The sequence below is a fragment of the Rhodohalobacter sulfatireducens genome, assembly GCF_022012475.1.
GTDB classification, from domain to species: Bacteria; Bacteroidota; Rhodothermia; order Balneolales; family Balneolaceae; genus Rhodohalobacter; species Rhodohalobacter sulfatireducens.
This window is the reverse complement of the sequence record NZ_JAKLWS010000030.1, coordinates 17,279-34,232: the sequence shown is the minus strand read 5'-3', so window position 1 is coordinate 34,232 and position 16,954 is coordinate 17,279. Positions and strand designations below refer to the sequence as shown.

Annotated in this window: 14 protein-coding genes; 6 read left to right on the top strand and 8 right to left on the bottom strand. The window is 42.3% G+C overall.

Annotated features, from left to right (window positions below):
- Nucleotides 1–12: 12 nt before the first annotated feature.
- On the top strand, nt 13–1,062 hold the full coding sequence (hemE, locus tag L6773_RS17135) for a uroporphyrinogen decarboxylase (protein WP_237855693.1): 1,050 nt from the start codon (nt 13–15) through the stop codon (nt 1,060–1,062).
- Between the two features lie 196 nt (nt 1,063–1,258).
- On the top strand, nt 1,259–2,167 hold the full coding sequence (gene hemF, locus L6773_RS17130; protein WP_237855692.1) for an oxygen-dependent coproporphyrinogen oxidase: 909 nt from the start codon (nt 1,259–1,261) through the stop codon (nt 2,165–2,167).
- A 172-nt stretch (nt 2,168–2,339) separates the two neighbouring features.
- On the opposite strand, the gene L6773_RS17125 is transcribed toward hemF, so the two are convergent.
- The 6 genes from L6773_RS17125 to L6773_RS17100 form a co-directional block, all read right to left on the bottom strand.
- A complete protein-coding gene (locus L6773_RS17125; RefSeq protein ID WP_237855691.1) occupies nt 2,340–4,259 on the bottom strand; it encodes a DEAD/DEAH box helicase in 1,920 nt (639 codons plus the stop codon).
- 245 nt (nt 4,260–4,504) lie between these two features.
- A complete protein-coding gene (locus L6773_RS17120; RefSeq protein WP_237855690.1) occupies nt 4,505–5,398 on the bottom strand; it encodes a GntR family transcriptional regulator in 894 nt (297 codons plus the stop codon).
- Between the two features lie 122 nt (nt 5,399–5,520).
- Nucleotides 5,521–6,552 carry a zinc-dependent alcohol dehydrogenase family protein gene (locus L6773_RS17115; protein ID WP_237855689.1) on the bottom strand — a complete coding sequence of 344 codons (1,032 nt, stop codon included), beginning with the start codon at nt 6,550–6,552 and terminating at the stop codon, nt 5,521–5,523.
- Nucleotides 6,553–6,592: 40 nt separating this feature from the next.
- Nucleotides 6,593–7,468, bottom strand: coding sequence for a TIM barrel protein (locus L6773_RS17110; protein ID WP_237855688.1), 876 nt, complete (start codon nt 7,466–7,468; stop codon nt 6,593–6,595).
- Between the two features lie 172 nt (nt 7,469–7,640).
- Nucleotides 7,641–10,316 carry a DNA mismatch repair protein MutS gene (mutS, locus tag L6773_RS17105; protein WP_237855687.1) on the bottom strand — a complete coding sequence of 892 codons (2,676 nt, stop codon included), beginning with the start codon at nt 10,314–10,316 and terminating at the stop codon, nt 7,641–7,643.
- A gap of 109 nt (nt 10,317–10,425) precedes the next feature.
- Nucleotides 10,426–11,166 carry an NUDIX hydrolase gene (locus L6773_RS17100; RefSeq protein ID WP_237855686.1) on the bottom strand — a complete coding sequence of 247 codons (741 nt, stop codon included), beginning with the start codon at nt 11,164–11,166 and terminating at the stop codon, nt 10,426–10,428.
- Nucleotides 11,167–11,395: 229 nt separating this feature from the next.
- On the opposite strand from L6773_RS17100, the gene L6773_RS17095 reads away from it, so the two are divergent.
- The 4 genes from L6773_RS17095 (at nt 11,396) to L6773_RS17080 (ending at nt 14,425) form a co-directional block, all read left to right on the top strand.
- The gene (locus L6773_RS17095; protein ID WP_237855685.1) at nt 11,396–12,319 is read left to right on the top strand and encodes a YihY/virulence factor BrkB family protein; all 924 of its coding nucleotides are present in this window, start codon (nt 11,396–11,398) and stop codon (nt 12,317–12,319) included.
- The gene (locus L6773_RS17090) at nt 12,316–12,921 is read left to right on the top strand and encodes a DNA-3-methyladenine glycosylase (protein WP_237855684.1); all 606 of its coding nucleotides are present in this window, start codon (nt 12,316–12,318) and stop codon (nt 12,919–12,921) included. Before L6773_RS17095 ends, L6773_RS17090 begins: the two co-directional genes overlap by 4 nt.
- Before the next feature lie 155 nt (nt 12,922–13,076).
- A complete protein-coding gene (locus L6773_RS17085; RefSeq protein ID WP_237855682.1) occupies nt 13,077–13,712 on the top strand; it encodes a YceI family protein in 636 nt (211 codons plus the stop codon).
- 143 nt (nt 13,713–13,855) lie between these two features.
- Nucleotides 13,856–14,425: a DUF6580 family putative transport protein gene (locus L6773_RS17080; protein ID WP_237855681.1), complete on the top strand. Its 570-nt coding sequence runs from the start codon at nt 13,856–13,858 to the stop codon at nt 14,423–14,425.
- Between the two features lies 1 nt (nt 14,426).
- Here the strand turns inward: L6773_RS17080 and L6773_RS17075 are convergent, their stop codons facing one another.
- Together L6773_RS17075 and L6773_RS17070 are read right to left on the bottom strand one after the other, a co-directional pair.
- Complete coding sequence (locus L6773_RS17075; RefSeq protein WP_237855680.1) at nt 14,427–15,419, bottom strand: LacI family DNA-binding transcriptional regulator; 993 nt, start codon at nt 15,417–15,419, stop codon at nt 14,427–14,429.
- A gap of 32 nt (nt 15,420–15,451) precedes the next feature.
- Nucleotides 15,452–16,834, bottom strand: coding sequence for a 3-keto-disaccharide hydrolase (locus tag L6773_RS17070; protein ID WP_237855679.1), 1,383 nt, complete (start codon nt 16,832–16,834; stop codon nt 15,452–15,454).
- Between the last annotated feature and the right edge of the window lie 120 nt (nt 16,835–16,954).

Here is a 16,954-nt window from a genome sequence, read left to right as displayed (position 1 = left end):
AGAAACACCTGAATGAATCAATCATTTCCTTCATTAAAAAATGATCTATTACTTCGGGCTTTAAAGGGTGAGGAGGTTGAGCGTCCACCTGTGTGGATGATGAGACAGGCCGGACGCTATCTCCCTCAATACATGAAATTGAGAAAAAAGTATAGCTTCTTTGAGCGGGTTGAGACGCCCGAGCTTGCTTGTGAGATCACCCTCCAGCCTATTGATGAGTTAGAACCGGATGCCGCTATTATCTTCTCAGATATATTAACCATTCCCCAGGCACTGGGAATTGATGTGGACCTGGTTCCCGGTAAAGGCCCTGTGATGGGTAATCCCATTCGAAACGTGGATGATGCATTTGCAATCCTTGCGGAAGATGTGCCGGAAAAGCTGCAGCACGTAATGGATGCGATCACCCTCACACGGAATGAACTAAACGGACGGGTCCCGCTAATTGGATTCGGTGGCGCGCCCTGGACGCTTTTTTGTTATATGGTTCAGGGTGAAGGATCCCGCAACTTCGATAAAGCAAAAGCTTTTTTAACTCAACATCCCGATGCATCAAGGCATGTGATGAAAGAGCTCACAAAAGCCACGATTGACTACCTGAAAGCACAAGTAGATGCCGGAGCGCAAGTTATTCAATTGTTTGATTCCTGGGCCGGAATTCTCAGTCCCGATGATTTTAACGAATGGTCGCTGCCCTACTTGATAGAGATCACAAAGGCCATCAAAGAAGTGCCTGTGATTCTGTTTGCAAAAGGTGCATGGTATGGATTGGAACGAATGAGTTTCAAAAGCGGTGCTTCCGCTCTTGGACTCGACTGGACCATCTCACCGGAATTTGGACGGGAGAAAACCAGAAATAATATCACGCTTCAGGGAAATTTCGATCCGACTCATTTGCTCGGTCCAATTCAAGATATTGAGATGAAAACCAAGCGAATGATCGACCGATTTGGCACTCAGCGATATATCGCAAACCTGGGCCATGGTATTCTGCCAAACGTTCCGGTAGATCACGCAAGGGCGTTTATTGATACGGTGAAGAATTATGAAGGGAAAAAGTGAAACGTGAGCCTCCCCTCTTGAGAGGGGACAGATGCTGGAACGTCCAGTGGAAGCATCAGGGGTGTGTTCACTTTGGAGTCAGCTATATCTTGAACAACATTAAACACACCCCTTGTTCAACAAATAAAGCTTCGCTTTTTTGTTTCACTTTCCCCTCTCGAGAGAGGAGGTTTAAATCAATTCAAAAATGTCATCCATGAAAAAAGAATTCGCAACATACATTCAAAATCTTCAGAACGAAATCTGCTCTTCACTCGAAGAGATTGATGGAAAATCTTCGTTTCGGGAAGATGATTGGGATCGTGAAGGAGGAGGCGGTGGTAAAACCCGTGTCATTTCAAAAGGCGATGTTTTTGAAAAAGGCGGTGTCAATATCTCAACGGTTCACGGCGAGCTTCCTGAACCCATTAAAAAACATTTTAATGTAGAAGACGGCTGGTTTTGGGCGGGTGGAATTTCACTTGTTGTTCATCCCAAAAGCCCGATGATTCCGACGGTTCACGCCAACTTTCGCTATTTCGAACTGTATGATGACGAGGAGATGATGCATCCGGTTGACGGCTGGTTTGGAGGAGGGGCTGATTTGACCCCCTACTATCTTTATGAGGAGGATGCCCGCCACTTCCATCAAGTATTTAAAGATGTCTGCGAAAAACATGGCGAAGACCTTTACCCCGATTTCAAAAAACAGTGCGATGAATATTTCTACAACTCACACCGAAATGAAGCGAGGGGAATCGGCGGACTATTTTTCGATTATCTTCGTGCAGACGACAAACGGAGCTTAGATGATTGGCACGCCTTTGCTGAGGATACCGGCAAAGTTTTCCTGGATTCATACATGCCGATCGTTGAGAGACGAAAGGATGAAACTTATGGCGAAGAAGAACGATACTGGCAGGAGATTCGTCGCGGGCGATATGTTGAATTTAACCTCATTCATGATCGGGGAACGCTTTTCGGTTTAAAAACAAACGGCCGAATTGAATCTATATTGATGAGCCTTCCGCCTGAAGTTCGATGGGACTATGATTTCAAGCCGGAAAAGGGAAGCCGGGAAGCGAAATTGCTTGAGGTTTTGAAGGAGCCGAGGGAGTGGGTTTGAGACACAATGAGACATGGTATGTCTACTCTCTGAAACAAAACGAGTCGATACAATCAAATAACTAACTGATATGTAGTTTTTGCTACATTCAGACATACCATGACTTTTTCCTGTTTCTGACCATGACAACTAACAACGGACAACGGACAACGGACAACAAACAATATCCAAATCAAACCATCCTTTTCAATAATCTACCCAAAAACTTATTTCCGTATATTTTGTTGATGTGACTCATATCGGCAATTACAACCAACTCTTTTCGGCTTCGGGAAAAGGCCACGTTTAAAAGGCGCGGAACACTTAAGCCGTTTTTCTCTTCATCAAACGGCCTCACGGAATAGTGACGCGTTCTGCCTCTCTGCTCTTCACCACTCATCACCGTATCAAAAATGATGTAATCTTTTTCCCTCCCCTGAAAGGTGTGAATCGTCCCCACTTCCACATTTCGGATTCCGGCATCATAGAGGCGATTTCTCAAATCATAGACGGCACTTCGGAATGGGACAATCACCCCAACCTGCTCCATAAAAATTCCCCGTCCCTCCATATTTGAGACGAGCCGTTCAATCACACTTTGATGAACTATATTCACCGGTTTAAACCCTCTCTCACCTGATTTCTGCTCCAATACCGGCTTGTATTTTGAGGTATCCACAAGATGAAAGGCCCGACCGGAAAGTGAATTCAATGACGCCTCTTCCAGTTTTCCGGTTTTTAGACGGCCTTCATAAAAAACGGTGCTAATGATATCTGCGAGAGAAGATTCCAACCGATACTGTGTATCAAAAAAGGAGGTAAATTCGGGATTTTCATCATGCCATATGAACAGATCTTCACTGCTGTCCGCACCGGAAACCGTCGTAAAAATATCCTGCTCCAAAAAATCACGAGAGTCTCGATCTGATGTCAATGCTATGGGCGGTAACTGCATAGGATCACCCACAACCACCATATGCCATTTGGCATGAGAGGCCAGCACCATTAAATAGGGCAAATTCGCCATCGAGCCCTCATCAACCACAACTGCATCGAATTCGAGATCGTGGAACAAGTCAGAGGTACAAACTTTCGCCAGTGTCGTAGCAATTAACTGCTTCCTCCAAAGTTCCTTTCTCTCGCTAACCTGTGTGAGCTCCTCAATTTTAGTCTCAAGCTCTTCGATTCCACCGGCATTCTTCATTTTTTGTTCGATCAGCTTCAACTCCAATTCCTGGTTGGGTGTGGGCTGTTTGCCATTCTTAAAACGTTTCTCTACAGCTTTCAATGCTTGCTCTCTTCGGCTTAGCAGATCTACCCACTCACCGGCTTCCTCTTTTCGATTCTGAATCGCTTTTTCAATTTGAACAGAAAACTGGTAAGAATCGAGTGTATCGTGATCCAAAACCGCATCTCCAAATCGAGTAATTTTATTTGGATTGATATCAATTTCGATCTCATCTAACGCATGAAGAGAACTTAATAGTCCCACGTCCACAGCGCGATTGGTATTTGACGCAAACAGTACTTTCTTCCCCTGGGCCAGGTAGTTCGCAATGATATATCCCAGCGTATCTGTTTTCCCGGTTCCGGGCGGTCCCCAGATAAACAACGACCTGCACTTCATCGCCTTTTGAATGGCATCGGATTGAGCCTCGTTTCTCTTCTCATCCTGTATGATTTCCCCATTGGAAGGTATCACCTCCTCTTCCGGATTAAACAATCTCTCCAGCCGTTTTGAAGCCTCCTCTTTCCTGTCTAACAGGTTTTCTATTTCTGAAAGTGTTCGTTTTAGAACAAAATCGTTCTCCCACTCCAGGTCCACTTTATCAATAGATAAGCCGACCTTTTCAGGAAATCTCAGAACAACTGTTTTATCTTCAAAGGATACCGGATGCACCATCCAGACTTCGTCTTTGATTGTGGCTTTAATCTCCTCTGCAAATCGAATGGAGGGTTGATGACATTCAAAACTATAATCTGCAGTTTCACCGACTCCACTATTTACAAGCTCCCCACTAAATAGAATCTCTGTTGATGGCTTTTCGCGAACCGTTTCGATCTCCGATTCCAGAGCCGACTTCGCTTGACGAATCAGTTCCTCAATATTCATTGTGTGTGGTGAAAAGGCAAAGTTGAAAAGTCTTAAGTGTGATTTCGAATGGAAAGGTACTCAGCTTGCAAGGCAAATGAAATGAAAAAAGTGTGGTTTGTAGTTAGTTGTTTGTTGTTTGTAGTTAGTTGTTTGTTGTTTGTAGTTAGTTGTTTGTTGTTTGTGGTTAGTCGTTAGTGTTTTGTTTTGAACTATTACAACAGACAACTAACTACAAACAACTGACAAAAGACGCTTTGCGTCTGTCATTGATCCCACAACTCGGCCCGAATCATTTCTGCACTTTTTTCTGAGATGATATACTCCAATTTGATCCGGCTCTTTTCTGGAATTTTGGCTTCTACCAATCTTGCGCTGGCAGGGGTGTAGACAATTAAATCTGTATTTCTAACAAATAACGGCAATGATTTTCCGTAAGTAGCACCTGCAACAAATGCTCCTTCAAACTTGATGAGTGTTTTGAGCTCGTCAATAATTTTAGGGATACTGTCTTCTTCTGCTGTAACTAACCCAATAGCTTCTATGCCGGACCGGTCGATGATAGAGAGTAAAACGTCCGCATCGTAATGAAAGACAACAGGCAGCAGGCGAATTGCATCACTCAGATTTCTAAATTCATTGACTAAGTAGATCGGTACAAAAAGGGCATCATATCGAACTAAATCATCGTAGTCAGCCGATTTGATGACAGAGCTTTTTACTCCTATCTGATTTTTGATCGAATCGGAAAGCAACTTGGCAAGTTCAATCGTTTCACCAACAGTGGCAATGCTTTGAATGCGGTCCGGCCACTCCATGAAACTGATCTGCTCTTCAAAAATGGCCTCCACCTCCGATTCATCCAACCCGTATCCTATCAACTCTTCGAGAAGCATCTGAAACTTCTCAGCAGCCAACTCAAGTCGTTCGGATTTATCAAGAGTTGTACTTTGTTGCCTGACCAAAAAACCTCGTCCCTGTTCACTTTCAATCAATCCTTCATCAGCCAGTTGCTGATAGGCTTTTCGCACGGTATGAAAACTGGCTCCTAACTGCTTTCCCAATTCACGGGTAGACGGCAACATCTCTCCCACCTGGAACTGCTTGGTGGTAATCATCAACCGGATGCGGTCTGCGATATGTTTGGCGGAATGTTGCAAGTATCAGGATTCAAGTTACAGTTAGAAATTGCATTTTTTTGAACCAAGCCGACATGTTGAAATCAGAAAAAGTAAAAAGCTTGACTTTATACTTTTTAAGGGCAAGAAAAATACAATGTCTTTCATTCATTAATTTTTAAAACCTTACCACCTTTTATGTTTCCTTCTTTGATCTCCATCAGAGCCTCGTTTGCTTTCTCTAACGGAAAGAGTTGAACATCGGGTCTAATCCCGGCCTCGGCGGCAATTTTGAGCATCATCTGAACATCTTTCCGGGTAACATTTGCAACGGATTTGATCTCCTTTTCCATCCAAAGATGAGTAGAGTAGTCGATTTTTTGGAGATAATCGATATCAGAATCCTGTTTACGAATTGCATTGATCACTAATCTTCCACCCGGAGCCAGGTTTCTTAGCGCCTCCACATCCGGCTTCCAGGCAGGAGTTGTATCTATAATCGCATGAAGTGGTTCAGGTGCTGTATCCTCCGTGTCACCGGCCCAAACGGCACCAAGTTCCAGTGCAAATTCACGCTCATTGGGATTTCTAGCAAACACATAAACATCAGTATTTGGGTATAGATATTCTGCCATTCTTAAGACCAGATGACCTGAAGCGCCAAATCCGGTAAGGCCGAGCCTTTTTCCATCAGAAATATTTGTCAGCGAAAGAGACCTGTAACCAATCGCACCGGCACACAGAAGCGGAGCCGTCTCATCATCATTCAGTTCATCGGGAATTGCGAAAGAAAAATCGGCAGGAACAGTTATGTACTCGGCATACCCACCATTTTTATCACGGCCGGTTGCCGTAAATTCCTCGCATAAGTTTTCTTCCCCTTCTTTACAGTGATAGCATTTCCCACAAGCAGAGTAGATCCAGGCAACTCCTAATCGGTCGCCCACATGAAACTGATCAACACCCCCTCCAAGTTCATCAACAATTCCAACCACCTGGTGGCCCGGAACTACAGGATAAGATTCGGGCGGAGTTCTGCCTTCAATTTCATCCAATTCGGTATGGCAAACTCCACAAACCGACACTCTGATAAGCAGTTCTCCCTTTGCCGGTTTTGGCTTTTCGATATCAGTCAATTCTAATGGAGAATGATTCCGGCTTAAGTCTTCAACACTATTTAACAGCATTGCTTTCATAAACCGGAATCAATTTTATTCAAAGAAATGTTTAGTCAATTTAAATGCTCAGATTTTTCATGTATTCAGCATTTGCACGGGCTGCATCCAGAGGTGTCGTATCTGTATATGCCTCCTGCTCAATAATGAAGTATTCCATGCCATTCATCTCAGCAACGTTTAGTAGTGGTGGATAATCAATCGTACCTGTTCCAACAACTACAGACTCAGGTTCTTCTCCGCCGGAGTAATCTTTGACATGGCCACTGGTAAATCGACCATTATATCTTCTAAACCATTCTGCAGGATCCTCGCCGGCTGCAACTACCCAATAGATATCCATTTGATAATCAACCAGTTCAGGATCTGTGTTATCCATCATTACGACTTGTGGAATCTCGCCATCCAGCTCTTCAAAAGAGTAAGCATGATTGTGATATGCAAAATTGATTCCTGCATTGTTCGCGATCTCTCCCAGTTCATTGAACTGTTCCGCCAGTTGATAGAAATCATCAATTGACTCTTGGGGACCCACGTAAGGACAGGTAATGTAAGGCACTCCAATTTCAGCAAGTTGATTTACTTTTTCTTCGAAGTTTTCGAATACATTGGCATGAGTGGAAACCATGCTCAAACCTTGATCATCCAGGAACTGTTTGAATTCGGTATTGCTCATTCCCCAAAAAATTCCCATCGAGCCTTCGTAACTTTCAATTTGTTGATACCCGAATTCGGCAAGACTCGAAATTACGCCTCGCGGATCTTCTCCAATGATATCTCTTAATGTATAAAGCTGTATACCAAATGGATTTGTGACTTCTGAATTTTCTTCTGAATCTGATGAAGCACAAGACTGTAAAAAAGACAAACTGGTTAAAGCGGCCCCGCCGGCAAGAAGTCCGGATTTTTTTAGAAAAGAACGACGTGAAAAGTCCATATTTATTTTATTTAGTTATCTGTTGTTTTGGCTGATTGGTGAATTATTACCTTCCGCATCCTTAAATTTTTTCACCCATCATACAATTAGAATACAGAAGAAAAACTATACCATCAATCAAGATATCATCAAAAAATGTAAGAAGTAAGAATTAACAATTTTGATAAAAAGCTTATTTCACAATCTTTTTCAGTTCACTGAGTAATATAAGGGCCTCTATCGGGGTCATTCTTTCAGGATCACTTGCTTCAAGTTTATCCATAACCGTTTCTATTCTTGGATCCACATGAGTATCAAAAAGAGTCATTTGTGGAATTTGCTCCTGGTTTTGAACTTCTTGAGTTGTCTTCTTGGCAGCCTGTTTCTTCGCTGCAGTTTTTTTGATAGCTCCGTTTCCGTCATGACTCACATCCAACGAATGGCTCTCCAGGTTTGATAAAATCTCTTTTGCCCGTTCAATTACAACTTGCGGCAAACCAGCCATATTTGCTACTTGAATACCGTAACTGTGATCGGTTCCTCCCCTGACCAACTTCCGCATGAAGATCACTTTTCCATCATGCTCTTTGACTTTAATGTTGAAATTTTTAATCCGTTCGTACCGGCTTTCCAGCTCATTCAACTCGTGATAGTGCGTGGCAAACAGTGTTTTTGCTGCAACTTCCGGTTTGTTATGAAGATATTCTGAAAGTGCCCAGGCTATACTCAAGCCATCAAACGTACTCGTTCCGCGTCCAACTTCATCCAGCAAAATAAGTGATTTTGGCGTGGCATTGTTGAGTATATTAGCCGCCTCATTCATCTCAACTAAAAACGTACTTTCCCCGGCGGCAAGGTTATCGGATGCCCCAACTCGTGTAAAGATCTTATCCACTAAACCGATGGTCGCTTCCTTTGCCGGGACAAAACATCCCAGCTGGGCCATCAGCACAAGAAGCCCCGTTTGACGCAAAATGATACTCTTTCCTGCCATGTTCGGACCGGTAATCATCAAAATTTGATATTCGGAATTATCAAGATAGATATCATTGGGAATGAAAGGCTCACCGGCCGGAAGTGTTTTTTCAACTACCGGGTGGCGGCCTTTTTTCACATCCACAACATCCTTGTCATTCACTTCAGGCCGAACATAGTTGTTTCTAAAGGAGACCTCGGCAAAACACTGCAGGCAATCAAGTTGTGCTAGAGCAGCGGCTATTTGTTGAATGTCATCTGCAAACTCAGCCACATACAATCTCAATTCTTCAAACAGCTCACCTTCCAGCGTTTTACTTTTTTCCTCGGATGAGAGGACTTTCTCCTCCACCTCTTTCAACTCTGGTGTAATATATCTTTCGGAGTTGACCAGGGTCTGCTTTCGAATAAAATGCTCCGGCACTTTATCTTTATGAGTATTTGTAACTTCTATGTAATACCCAAAAACCTTGTTATAGCCAATCTTCAGAGAAGAAATCCCAGTCTCCTTCGCCAGGTCGTTCTTAATCTTCGCGATATAATCTTTACCGTTTCTTGCGATATCCCGAAGCTCATCCAGGTCTTCATCAAAGCCGTCGGCAAAAATTCCTCCGTCTCTAATACTGGCCGGGGGATCTTCCACAAGAGCCCGTTCAATTCTCTCCTGAACGTCCACCATCAACTTCAATCGATCATTAACAGAATCCAAAAGCTCATTATCAGATTGTGCAATTTGAGTCTTAACCCGTGGAATTTGTGCCAGTGAAAGTTGTAGCTGTTTCAAATCTCGGGCATTGGTTCTGCCTACACTGATTCGGCTAATCAATCGTTCAAGATCACCGATTTGCCCGAGATCTTCCCGCAGTTCATGCCTTCTGTCATGCTCTTTGTACAACCAATCGACAGCTTCGAGACGCTTTTGAATCTGTTTTACTTTCTTCAGAGGTCGCATGATCCACTTTCTCAACAATCGTCCGCCCATGGCAGTTACCGTATCGTCCAAAATAGACACAAGCGTGCCATCAGTACCGCCCTCCTGCATGGCAGTGGTCAACTCCAGGTTTCGTTTTGTTGAGGAATCCAGAGCCATATAATCGGTATTCTCATATGCATAGAGTCGGCGAAGATGACCCAGGGATGATTTTTGAGTTTCCTGCATGTAGTGAAGCAGTGAACCGGCTGCCTGATGTGCAATCTCCAACTCCTCAACTCCAAATCCCTTAAGAGAATGCGTACTGAAATGGTCGGTCAGCAAATTGTAACCGTAATCACCCTGGTACACCCAATCTTCTATGTAAGTGATATTGTACCGGGCAACTTCATCCGGGAGTTTATTTTTATATTTTTTTTGAAGAAGAACCTCGGAAGGTTGTATGGATTGCAGCATCGAATCCAGTTCTCCTTTTGAAACCTGGCTCAAAGCAAACTCACCTGTTGAAATATCCGAAAAAGCGATCCCTGCAGTTCCGCCTGCCCAGTGGATAGAAGCGATGAAATTATTTCTTTTGTGATCCAGGAGTTTTTCGGACATCGTTACCCCCGGTGTGGTAATCTCCGTGACTTCCCGCTGAACAACTTTCCGGCCAGCCTTTTTTGCTGAGTCCGGATCTTCGGTCTGCTCACAGATGGCCACCCGGTATCCACGCTTTACCAGCTTGGGCAGATACGTATCCAGCGAATGATATGGAAAACCAGCAAGGGGCGTTTGGTCTCCCCCATTATTTCGTTTTGTGAGAGTAATACCCAACTCTTTGCTGATCAGTTCGGCATCATCAGAAAATGTCTCATAAAAATCTCCGACCCGAAAAAGTAAGATGGTTCCGGGGTGTTTCTCCTTTATATCAAAATATTGCCGCATTAACGGCGTCTGTTTTTTCTTGCTCTTTTTACTCATTTAAGAAATGTACACTTAATATCCGGCATTTTCGATGGTAGTGAATATGCTACACTTTATACTAACAACTGTGCATCATTGTCAAATTCCGAGCCGGATTTTTGAGGAATTAATCCATATCATTTTCAGTCACGAACCGATACAAATAGGGCGATCGGTGAGCTTTGCCGGTCTTCTTTTTTCCCAGGCGTTTCAAGTGGCCTGAATCCATCATTTTTCGGTGGAAACCTGTACGGTGCAGTTTCTCTCCTAAAATAGTTTCGTGCAGTTTTTGGAGGTCTTTCATTGTAAATGTATCAACCAAAAGATTGGCTCCTAAAAGCTTATTATCCACATGGTTTCTGAGATAAAGAAGTGCTTCATCGATTATCTCCCTATGGTCCTGTATCAGTGTTGGAATGGAGTCTAAGTCAAACCAGGTGCACTTGCTCGACATAATTCCCGGCGTTGGAGCTACCGCTTTATAATCTACCAGTGCCACATACCCGACAGATACAAACCTTCGTAACAGCCAGTGATTCTCGTCATATTTTATATCGTTATTCTCCATCACGATCTTCATCGCATCGGTATCACTTCGATCATGTCTGCCGAATGTGTGAAATTGGCTCAGGTAGATGTCTTTCAAACCGGTCCTTTCCTTCAAAACTTTTGAAGCTGCTTTATCCAGGTCTTCATCCTTTTCAATAAACCCACCTGGCAGAGCATAGAGATCGGTATTTTCGTATTCCATTATCAGGATCTTCAACTCCCTTTCATGGTACCCGACAATCACACAGTCAATAGCTAATCCTGGTAAAAATTTATCCCAATTCGCTTTGTTCTTGTATTCCTCTTTTTCTTGCCCCATACTATCTTTTTAGATTTTCACCGTTTTTATCTGTGAATTTTAAAGCGGCAACAACAGAAATTAAACCGACACTTCACTTGAACCTCGAGAAAGGTAAAAATACAATCCGAGTTTAGCCAATTTCACGAATTGATCAAATTAACTGAACAGTAAATTCGTATAATCAATTAGATTAGAAAGTTCACCCTTTTTGGGTTTAAACGGGGATCGGCTTATTTTCAAATTTAGGATGTTTAAATTCGAAAAAAATAAATTCAAGCGATTCTGGAAGCTGGTTTTAGATCTCAGCGTGAAGAAAGATGTTTTCTTCAATGCATCTGCTATTACGTTCAACCTATTTACCTGCGCAATCCCATTTACACTCATTATTATCTCAATTTTGGGATATGTACTCTCCATCGATGCAGCCTTTAATGAATTAGTGCGATATGGCCGGGAACTTCTCCCGCAATTCAGTTTTGAAACACAAAGCGGTGATGTTTTTGAAGGTGCTGTTACCATCGAGGCTTTAATACAACCACTTGTAGGCGCTCGCCAAATTTTTGGAATTGTCGGTATTATTGTCCTCATGATCTTTGCACAGGGACTTTTTCATACCCTCAAGCATGTACTTTTTGATGTGTTTGACATCAAAGACCGAAAAAGTGCCGCAATGGAGCTAATCTACAATTTCTTTGCTTTTGGAGTTGTGGGCGGAGTTTTTATTTTTTTTACGATGGCGGTTTCCTTCATCTCTCTATTTTCATTTGATCGGTATGCAATTCCATACACCGAAATTGTTATTGAATTTTCATGGCTCTCGGATTGGTTGACCGGTTTTTTGCCTATCCTGTTTACCTTTGCACTGTTTTATGTAATCTACCGTTTTATCAGTGAACGACGGATGAATACAAAAGTGGCACTTGTTGCAGCAATTCTCTACACATTTTTGTTTGAATTGGCTAAATATGGTGTTTCTGTCTACCTGGAGTATGCATTTACTGCATATCGGTTTTATTACCAGGGATACGCAGCGCTGTTGATTATCGGTTTATGGGCATTTTATACAGCAGCTTTATTTGTATTTACCGCTATTCTCGCCAGGTCATATCAAGAAGTTTACCTTGAACGAGCACCCTCCATTGAAAAAAATCCTTATACCGCAATTTCGTGAGTTTCGATCGATCCAAGCTTCTTCCTAAATCGTTTTATGAAAATCCTGACGTGGTTGAGGTCAGCCGAAATTTACTGGGAAAGGTCATCTGTACTACGATTAATTCTGTATTTACAGCCGGATATATAACAGAGACAGAAGCCTACTGTGGACGAAATGACAAAGCATGCCATGCCAACAATGGTTTACGAACCGAACGTACAGAAGTGATGTATGACGAACCGGGACACGCATATATCTATCTCTGTTATGGCATTCATCATTTGTTGAATGTTGTAACAAACCGAGAGGGATTAGCTGATGCTGTCTTGATCCGAGCTATTCGGCCACTTGACGGTATAGAAATAATGAAAGAGAGACGCGGCACAAGTAAACTGAATATCGTATCAGACGGGCCCGGAAAACTTACCCAGGCCCTGGGAGTAACGAGAGATCTAAACAAAACAGTCCTTTCAGAACCACCCCTTTGGATTGAAGATCGTGGTATTTCCATCAAGATAAAAGAGATCCACAGTTCGCCGAGAATTGGGATTGATTACGCCGGAGAAGATGCAAATAAGCCCTGGCGTTTTTTATTGAATGAAACCAATCTCAATATTTAAAAAAATTCAACATTCCTTCAGGTTTCATTCAAACTTGCCACAGAATCGGTAAGTATTATGTAATCGAAATAATTGAAAATTCTTGGAACGATCTGTTTTTAGAAATCATTTGATTTAATGTTAAACTAATTATTCATAAACCAATAATCATCAAAATGAAAGTAGTTCAGAAAACAATCATCACTTTATTTGCCATCTTAATGCTTGCAGCTAGCCAGGCATTTGCAACCGATGGGAACTCTATTTTAGTAGATGAATGGAATATTGATACTGCTCACAGCAATATCAATTTCACAATTACCCATTTTTTTACTCCTGTTGACGGGAGCTTTGAAGAGTACAGTTCTGAGATCAATTTCGATCCGAGCGATCTCGAAAACAGTAGTATAAATGTGACCATCCCAGTTTCCAGTATTAATACTGAAAATGAACGAAGAGATAACCACTTGAAATCTGAAGATTTCTTTAATGCTTCAGAATGGCCAAATATTCAATTTGAAAGCAATGAAATTGAACAAACCGGCGACAATCAATTTGTGGCACATGGCGAACTCACAATCAGAGATGTAACCCGAGAGTTTGAATTGCCTTTTGAGCTTCTCGGTGTGATGGATCATCCAATGCAGGAAGGGAAAAAAGTAGCCGGCATTACTGCAAGTGCTCAGCTCAATCGGACTGACTATGGTGTTGGTGTTGGAGACTGGGCCGCAACCGCTGTAGTAGGAGATGAAGTAAATATTCAGTTGAACCTCGAGTTAACTGCTCCTAAGGACGATATGGCCTCAAACTAATTTGTTTAAGGTAGATGTAAGCCACATTTCCATACCAGGAGGTGTGGCTTTTTTTATATACCATAAATCTTATTTCTGACTCACACTTTTGCAAATGTTCTGTTATATTTAAGGAGTTAATATTAACGACTATCAGTGAGTCAATGAATAAGAAGTCAATACTTATTATTACGGGTTTTATTGTTCTTGCAGTACTCACCCGACTGCTTCCACACGCTTACAATTTCACACCTCTTGGGGCAATTGCACTTTTTGGAGCAGCTTACTTCACAGATAAAAAATGGGCACTTATAGTTCCATTATTGGCATTCTGGGGGAGTGACCTTTTATTAAATAATATTTCTTATGCTGCCTACTACGATGGATTCACATGGTTTACAAGTGGTATGCTGTACACATATGGAAGTATTGCAATGATTGTCGTCCTTGGTTATTACCTTCTCAAAAAAATTACTATCGGAAGAGTTTTGGGAGGAGCACTGGGAGCATCACTTGTATTCTTTATTGTGAGCAATTTTGGAGTTTGGGTCAGCGGTACAATGTATCCACTATCTGTAGAAGGGTTGATCTCCTGCTATACTGCTGCTATTCCATTTTTCCATTACACAATTGCCGGAAATGTAGTTTATTCTGCTGTGTTGTTTGGAAGTTATGAGTGGATTAAAGCCGGTAGTCCTTCGCTCCAGGCTGCAGAGGCCAAAGTTATAAACTGAATCATCTGTTCAACTTAGCTGTAAGCTCAATAATTTTGGGAGTAGGCTGAATCTCAGAATTCATCTCTTTTTCGATCTGTCTGAATGCTACCGTGCCCAGTTCATAGGTAGGTTGTTCAATACAGATAAAAGGGTTCACAAGATGTTTGTTGAATTCACTTCCGCCAAATGTAAGAATGGTTATATCATTTGGATTTATTTTGTGATCGTTCATGTATTCAAGAGCCCCCAAACCTACCGGGTATGTCACAGCAAAAATCGCTTCGGGTTTTCCATACTGATTCAAGATTTTTTCAAATCCCAAATACCCATCTTTTTCACTATATCCACCATAAACGATAGCAGGGCCCGACATTTCTTCAGAAGCTTCAGACAAAGCTTCAAGATATCCGGCTTTTCGTTCTTTACCGATCTCTACACTATCGTAGCCCGCCAGGTGGGCAATCTTTTTACACCCCCGATCAATCAAGTACTTCACTCCTGTTTTCGCACTATTTCGATCATCTACTTTGATGTACGTGAAACCAGCATCAGAAAATCCACGGTCAAAAAAAACTAAATCAATTCCCATCTCACGAACAATCTTAAACCTTGCAGCATTTTTGGTCTGTTCGGTGATAGATACCAACAATCCGTCTACACGCATATTGAGCATCGATTCAATATGCTTTTTTTCCAGTTTCTCATCCTCCAGAGAGATTCCCAAAACTACCTCGTAATCGCTGTTATTGGCGGCATTGTAAATCCCGTCAATTACAGGTGCAAAAAAGTAGTTGGCCATTTTTGGAATGATTACACCAATCGTCTGTGATTTTTTAGATGTGAGTGAACGGGCTACCAGGTTAGGACGATAGCCCATTTCACGCGCAACTTTTTTTACCCTCTTCCGGGTTTCTGATGAGATATCGGGATGGTCGCGAAGAGCCTTCGATACACTCACCTTTGTGAGATCCAGCTTCTCCGCGATATCGACTAAGCGAACATTTTTTTTCATGCGATCACTTTAAATGAATGTGATCAAACTGACTACAACTCCCGAATCTTAATACTTCGGAATGACACACGGTTGCCGTGATCCTGTAAGAGAATGTGACCTGCTTCAGCTTCTCCAAAGTTTTCATACACATTGTATTTACTTTTCTGAACCAGGTTTCGATAGATCTGTGAACCACGCTCATATTCTACGACTTTTACATTATTGAGCCAATGCTCTACAGAATTACCTTCCGCCACAATACGTGCTTTATTCCACTCTCCGTTACCTTTAAAGCGAATATCATCGCGATTTTCTTCTGATAAATTTTCAGCAGTAATCATATCGTAAAGAGATGCAACTGTTCTGTTTCCGGCAACTCCCTGGTTTGCATCCGGATGATTTTCATTATCCAAAATTTGGTATTCCGGCCCGATTTCGGATCCGCTTCCCGGGTTCAAACCTTCAATCACAAAATATTTGATGCCACTGTTTGCCCCTTCCGTAATCTTGAACTCAACCTCAAATATAAAATCACTGAACTCCTGTTCAGTCACAATATCACCAAAAGGAGATTCCGTGCCATCCGACTCAATCACAGAAAGCGTCTCATCTTCAATCACCCATCCTCTGTCAGGGAAAGTTTCGGCGTTAGCCCCTCTCCAACCATCAGTAGTTTCACCATCCCAAAGGAGTCGCCAGCCATGTCGTTTTTCACTTTCGGTGAGGGTGTTTGGAACCCAATTAATAACTTCTGCATCCGGATCATCTTTCATTCGATGATCAGAAAGGTTTTCTGTCAAAATCTTAACATCTCTCCACTGCACGGTCGCACCATCCTGATCTTCATCATTTATGCTGTGTACCTGCAGGGCGATAAAACCCTCGGAAGTCATGTTATCATAAAGGTTCGAACATTGAAAACCATTTATCCAGGTCTTAATCTCATTTCCGACCGCTTCAATCCGGTACGAATTCCACAAACCATTTTGAAATGCATCGCTGCAGGCTTCATTCTTTGTAATCGGGTAAAGCCAGCCTCTTCTTGCCTCATCATAAATACCTCCGCTCCAGGCCCTCTTGGACGGGTCAATTTCAACCTGGTAACCGTGGACTCGGCCATCCATGTAATCATCCCGGCTTTCACTTCTAATTTGAACTCCGGAATTCAACCTGGGATCAACTTTTACGTCAAACTCCACGATAAAATCACTGTAATTTCGATCCGTGGCAAGAAACGTATTCGGCGTATTCAGCTTAGCAATTCCGGTAATTACATTTCCCTCAATTTGGTACTCAGCATCGCCATTCAGCTTTGTCCAGCCGTCGAAGCTCTCACCTTCGAACATAGGTTGCCAATTCTGCGACAGCACTTGAACAGGAAGCATCAGCATTCCAATAAATATTGACAATAGAATTATGGTAGTTTTCTTCATGATATATAAATGTTAAACAATAAGATTTAAGCTTTTAGAAGTCTATTCATTTTAAAAGAGGGATCGTTAGTCCCCCTTTCCCCGAAGGGATCCCTTTGGGAGAAGGGGAAAGCGTCGAAG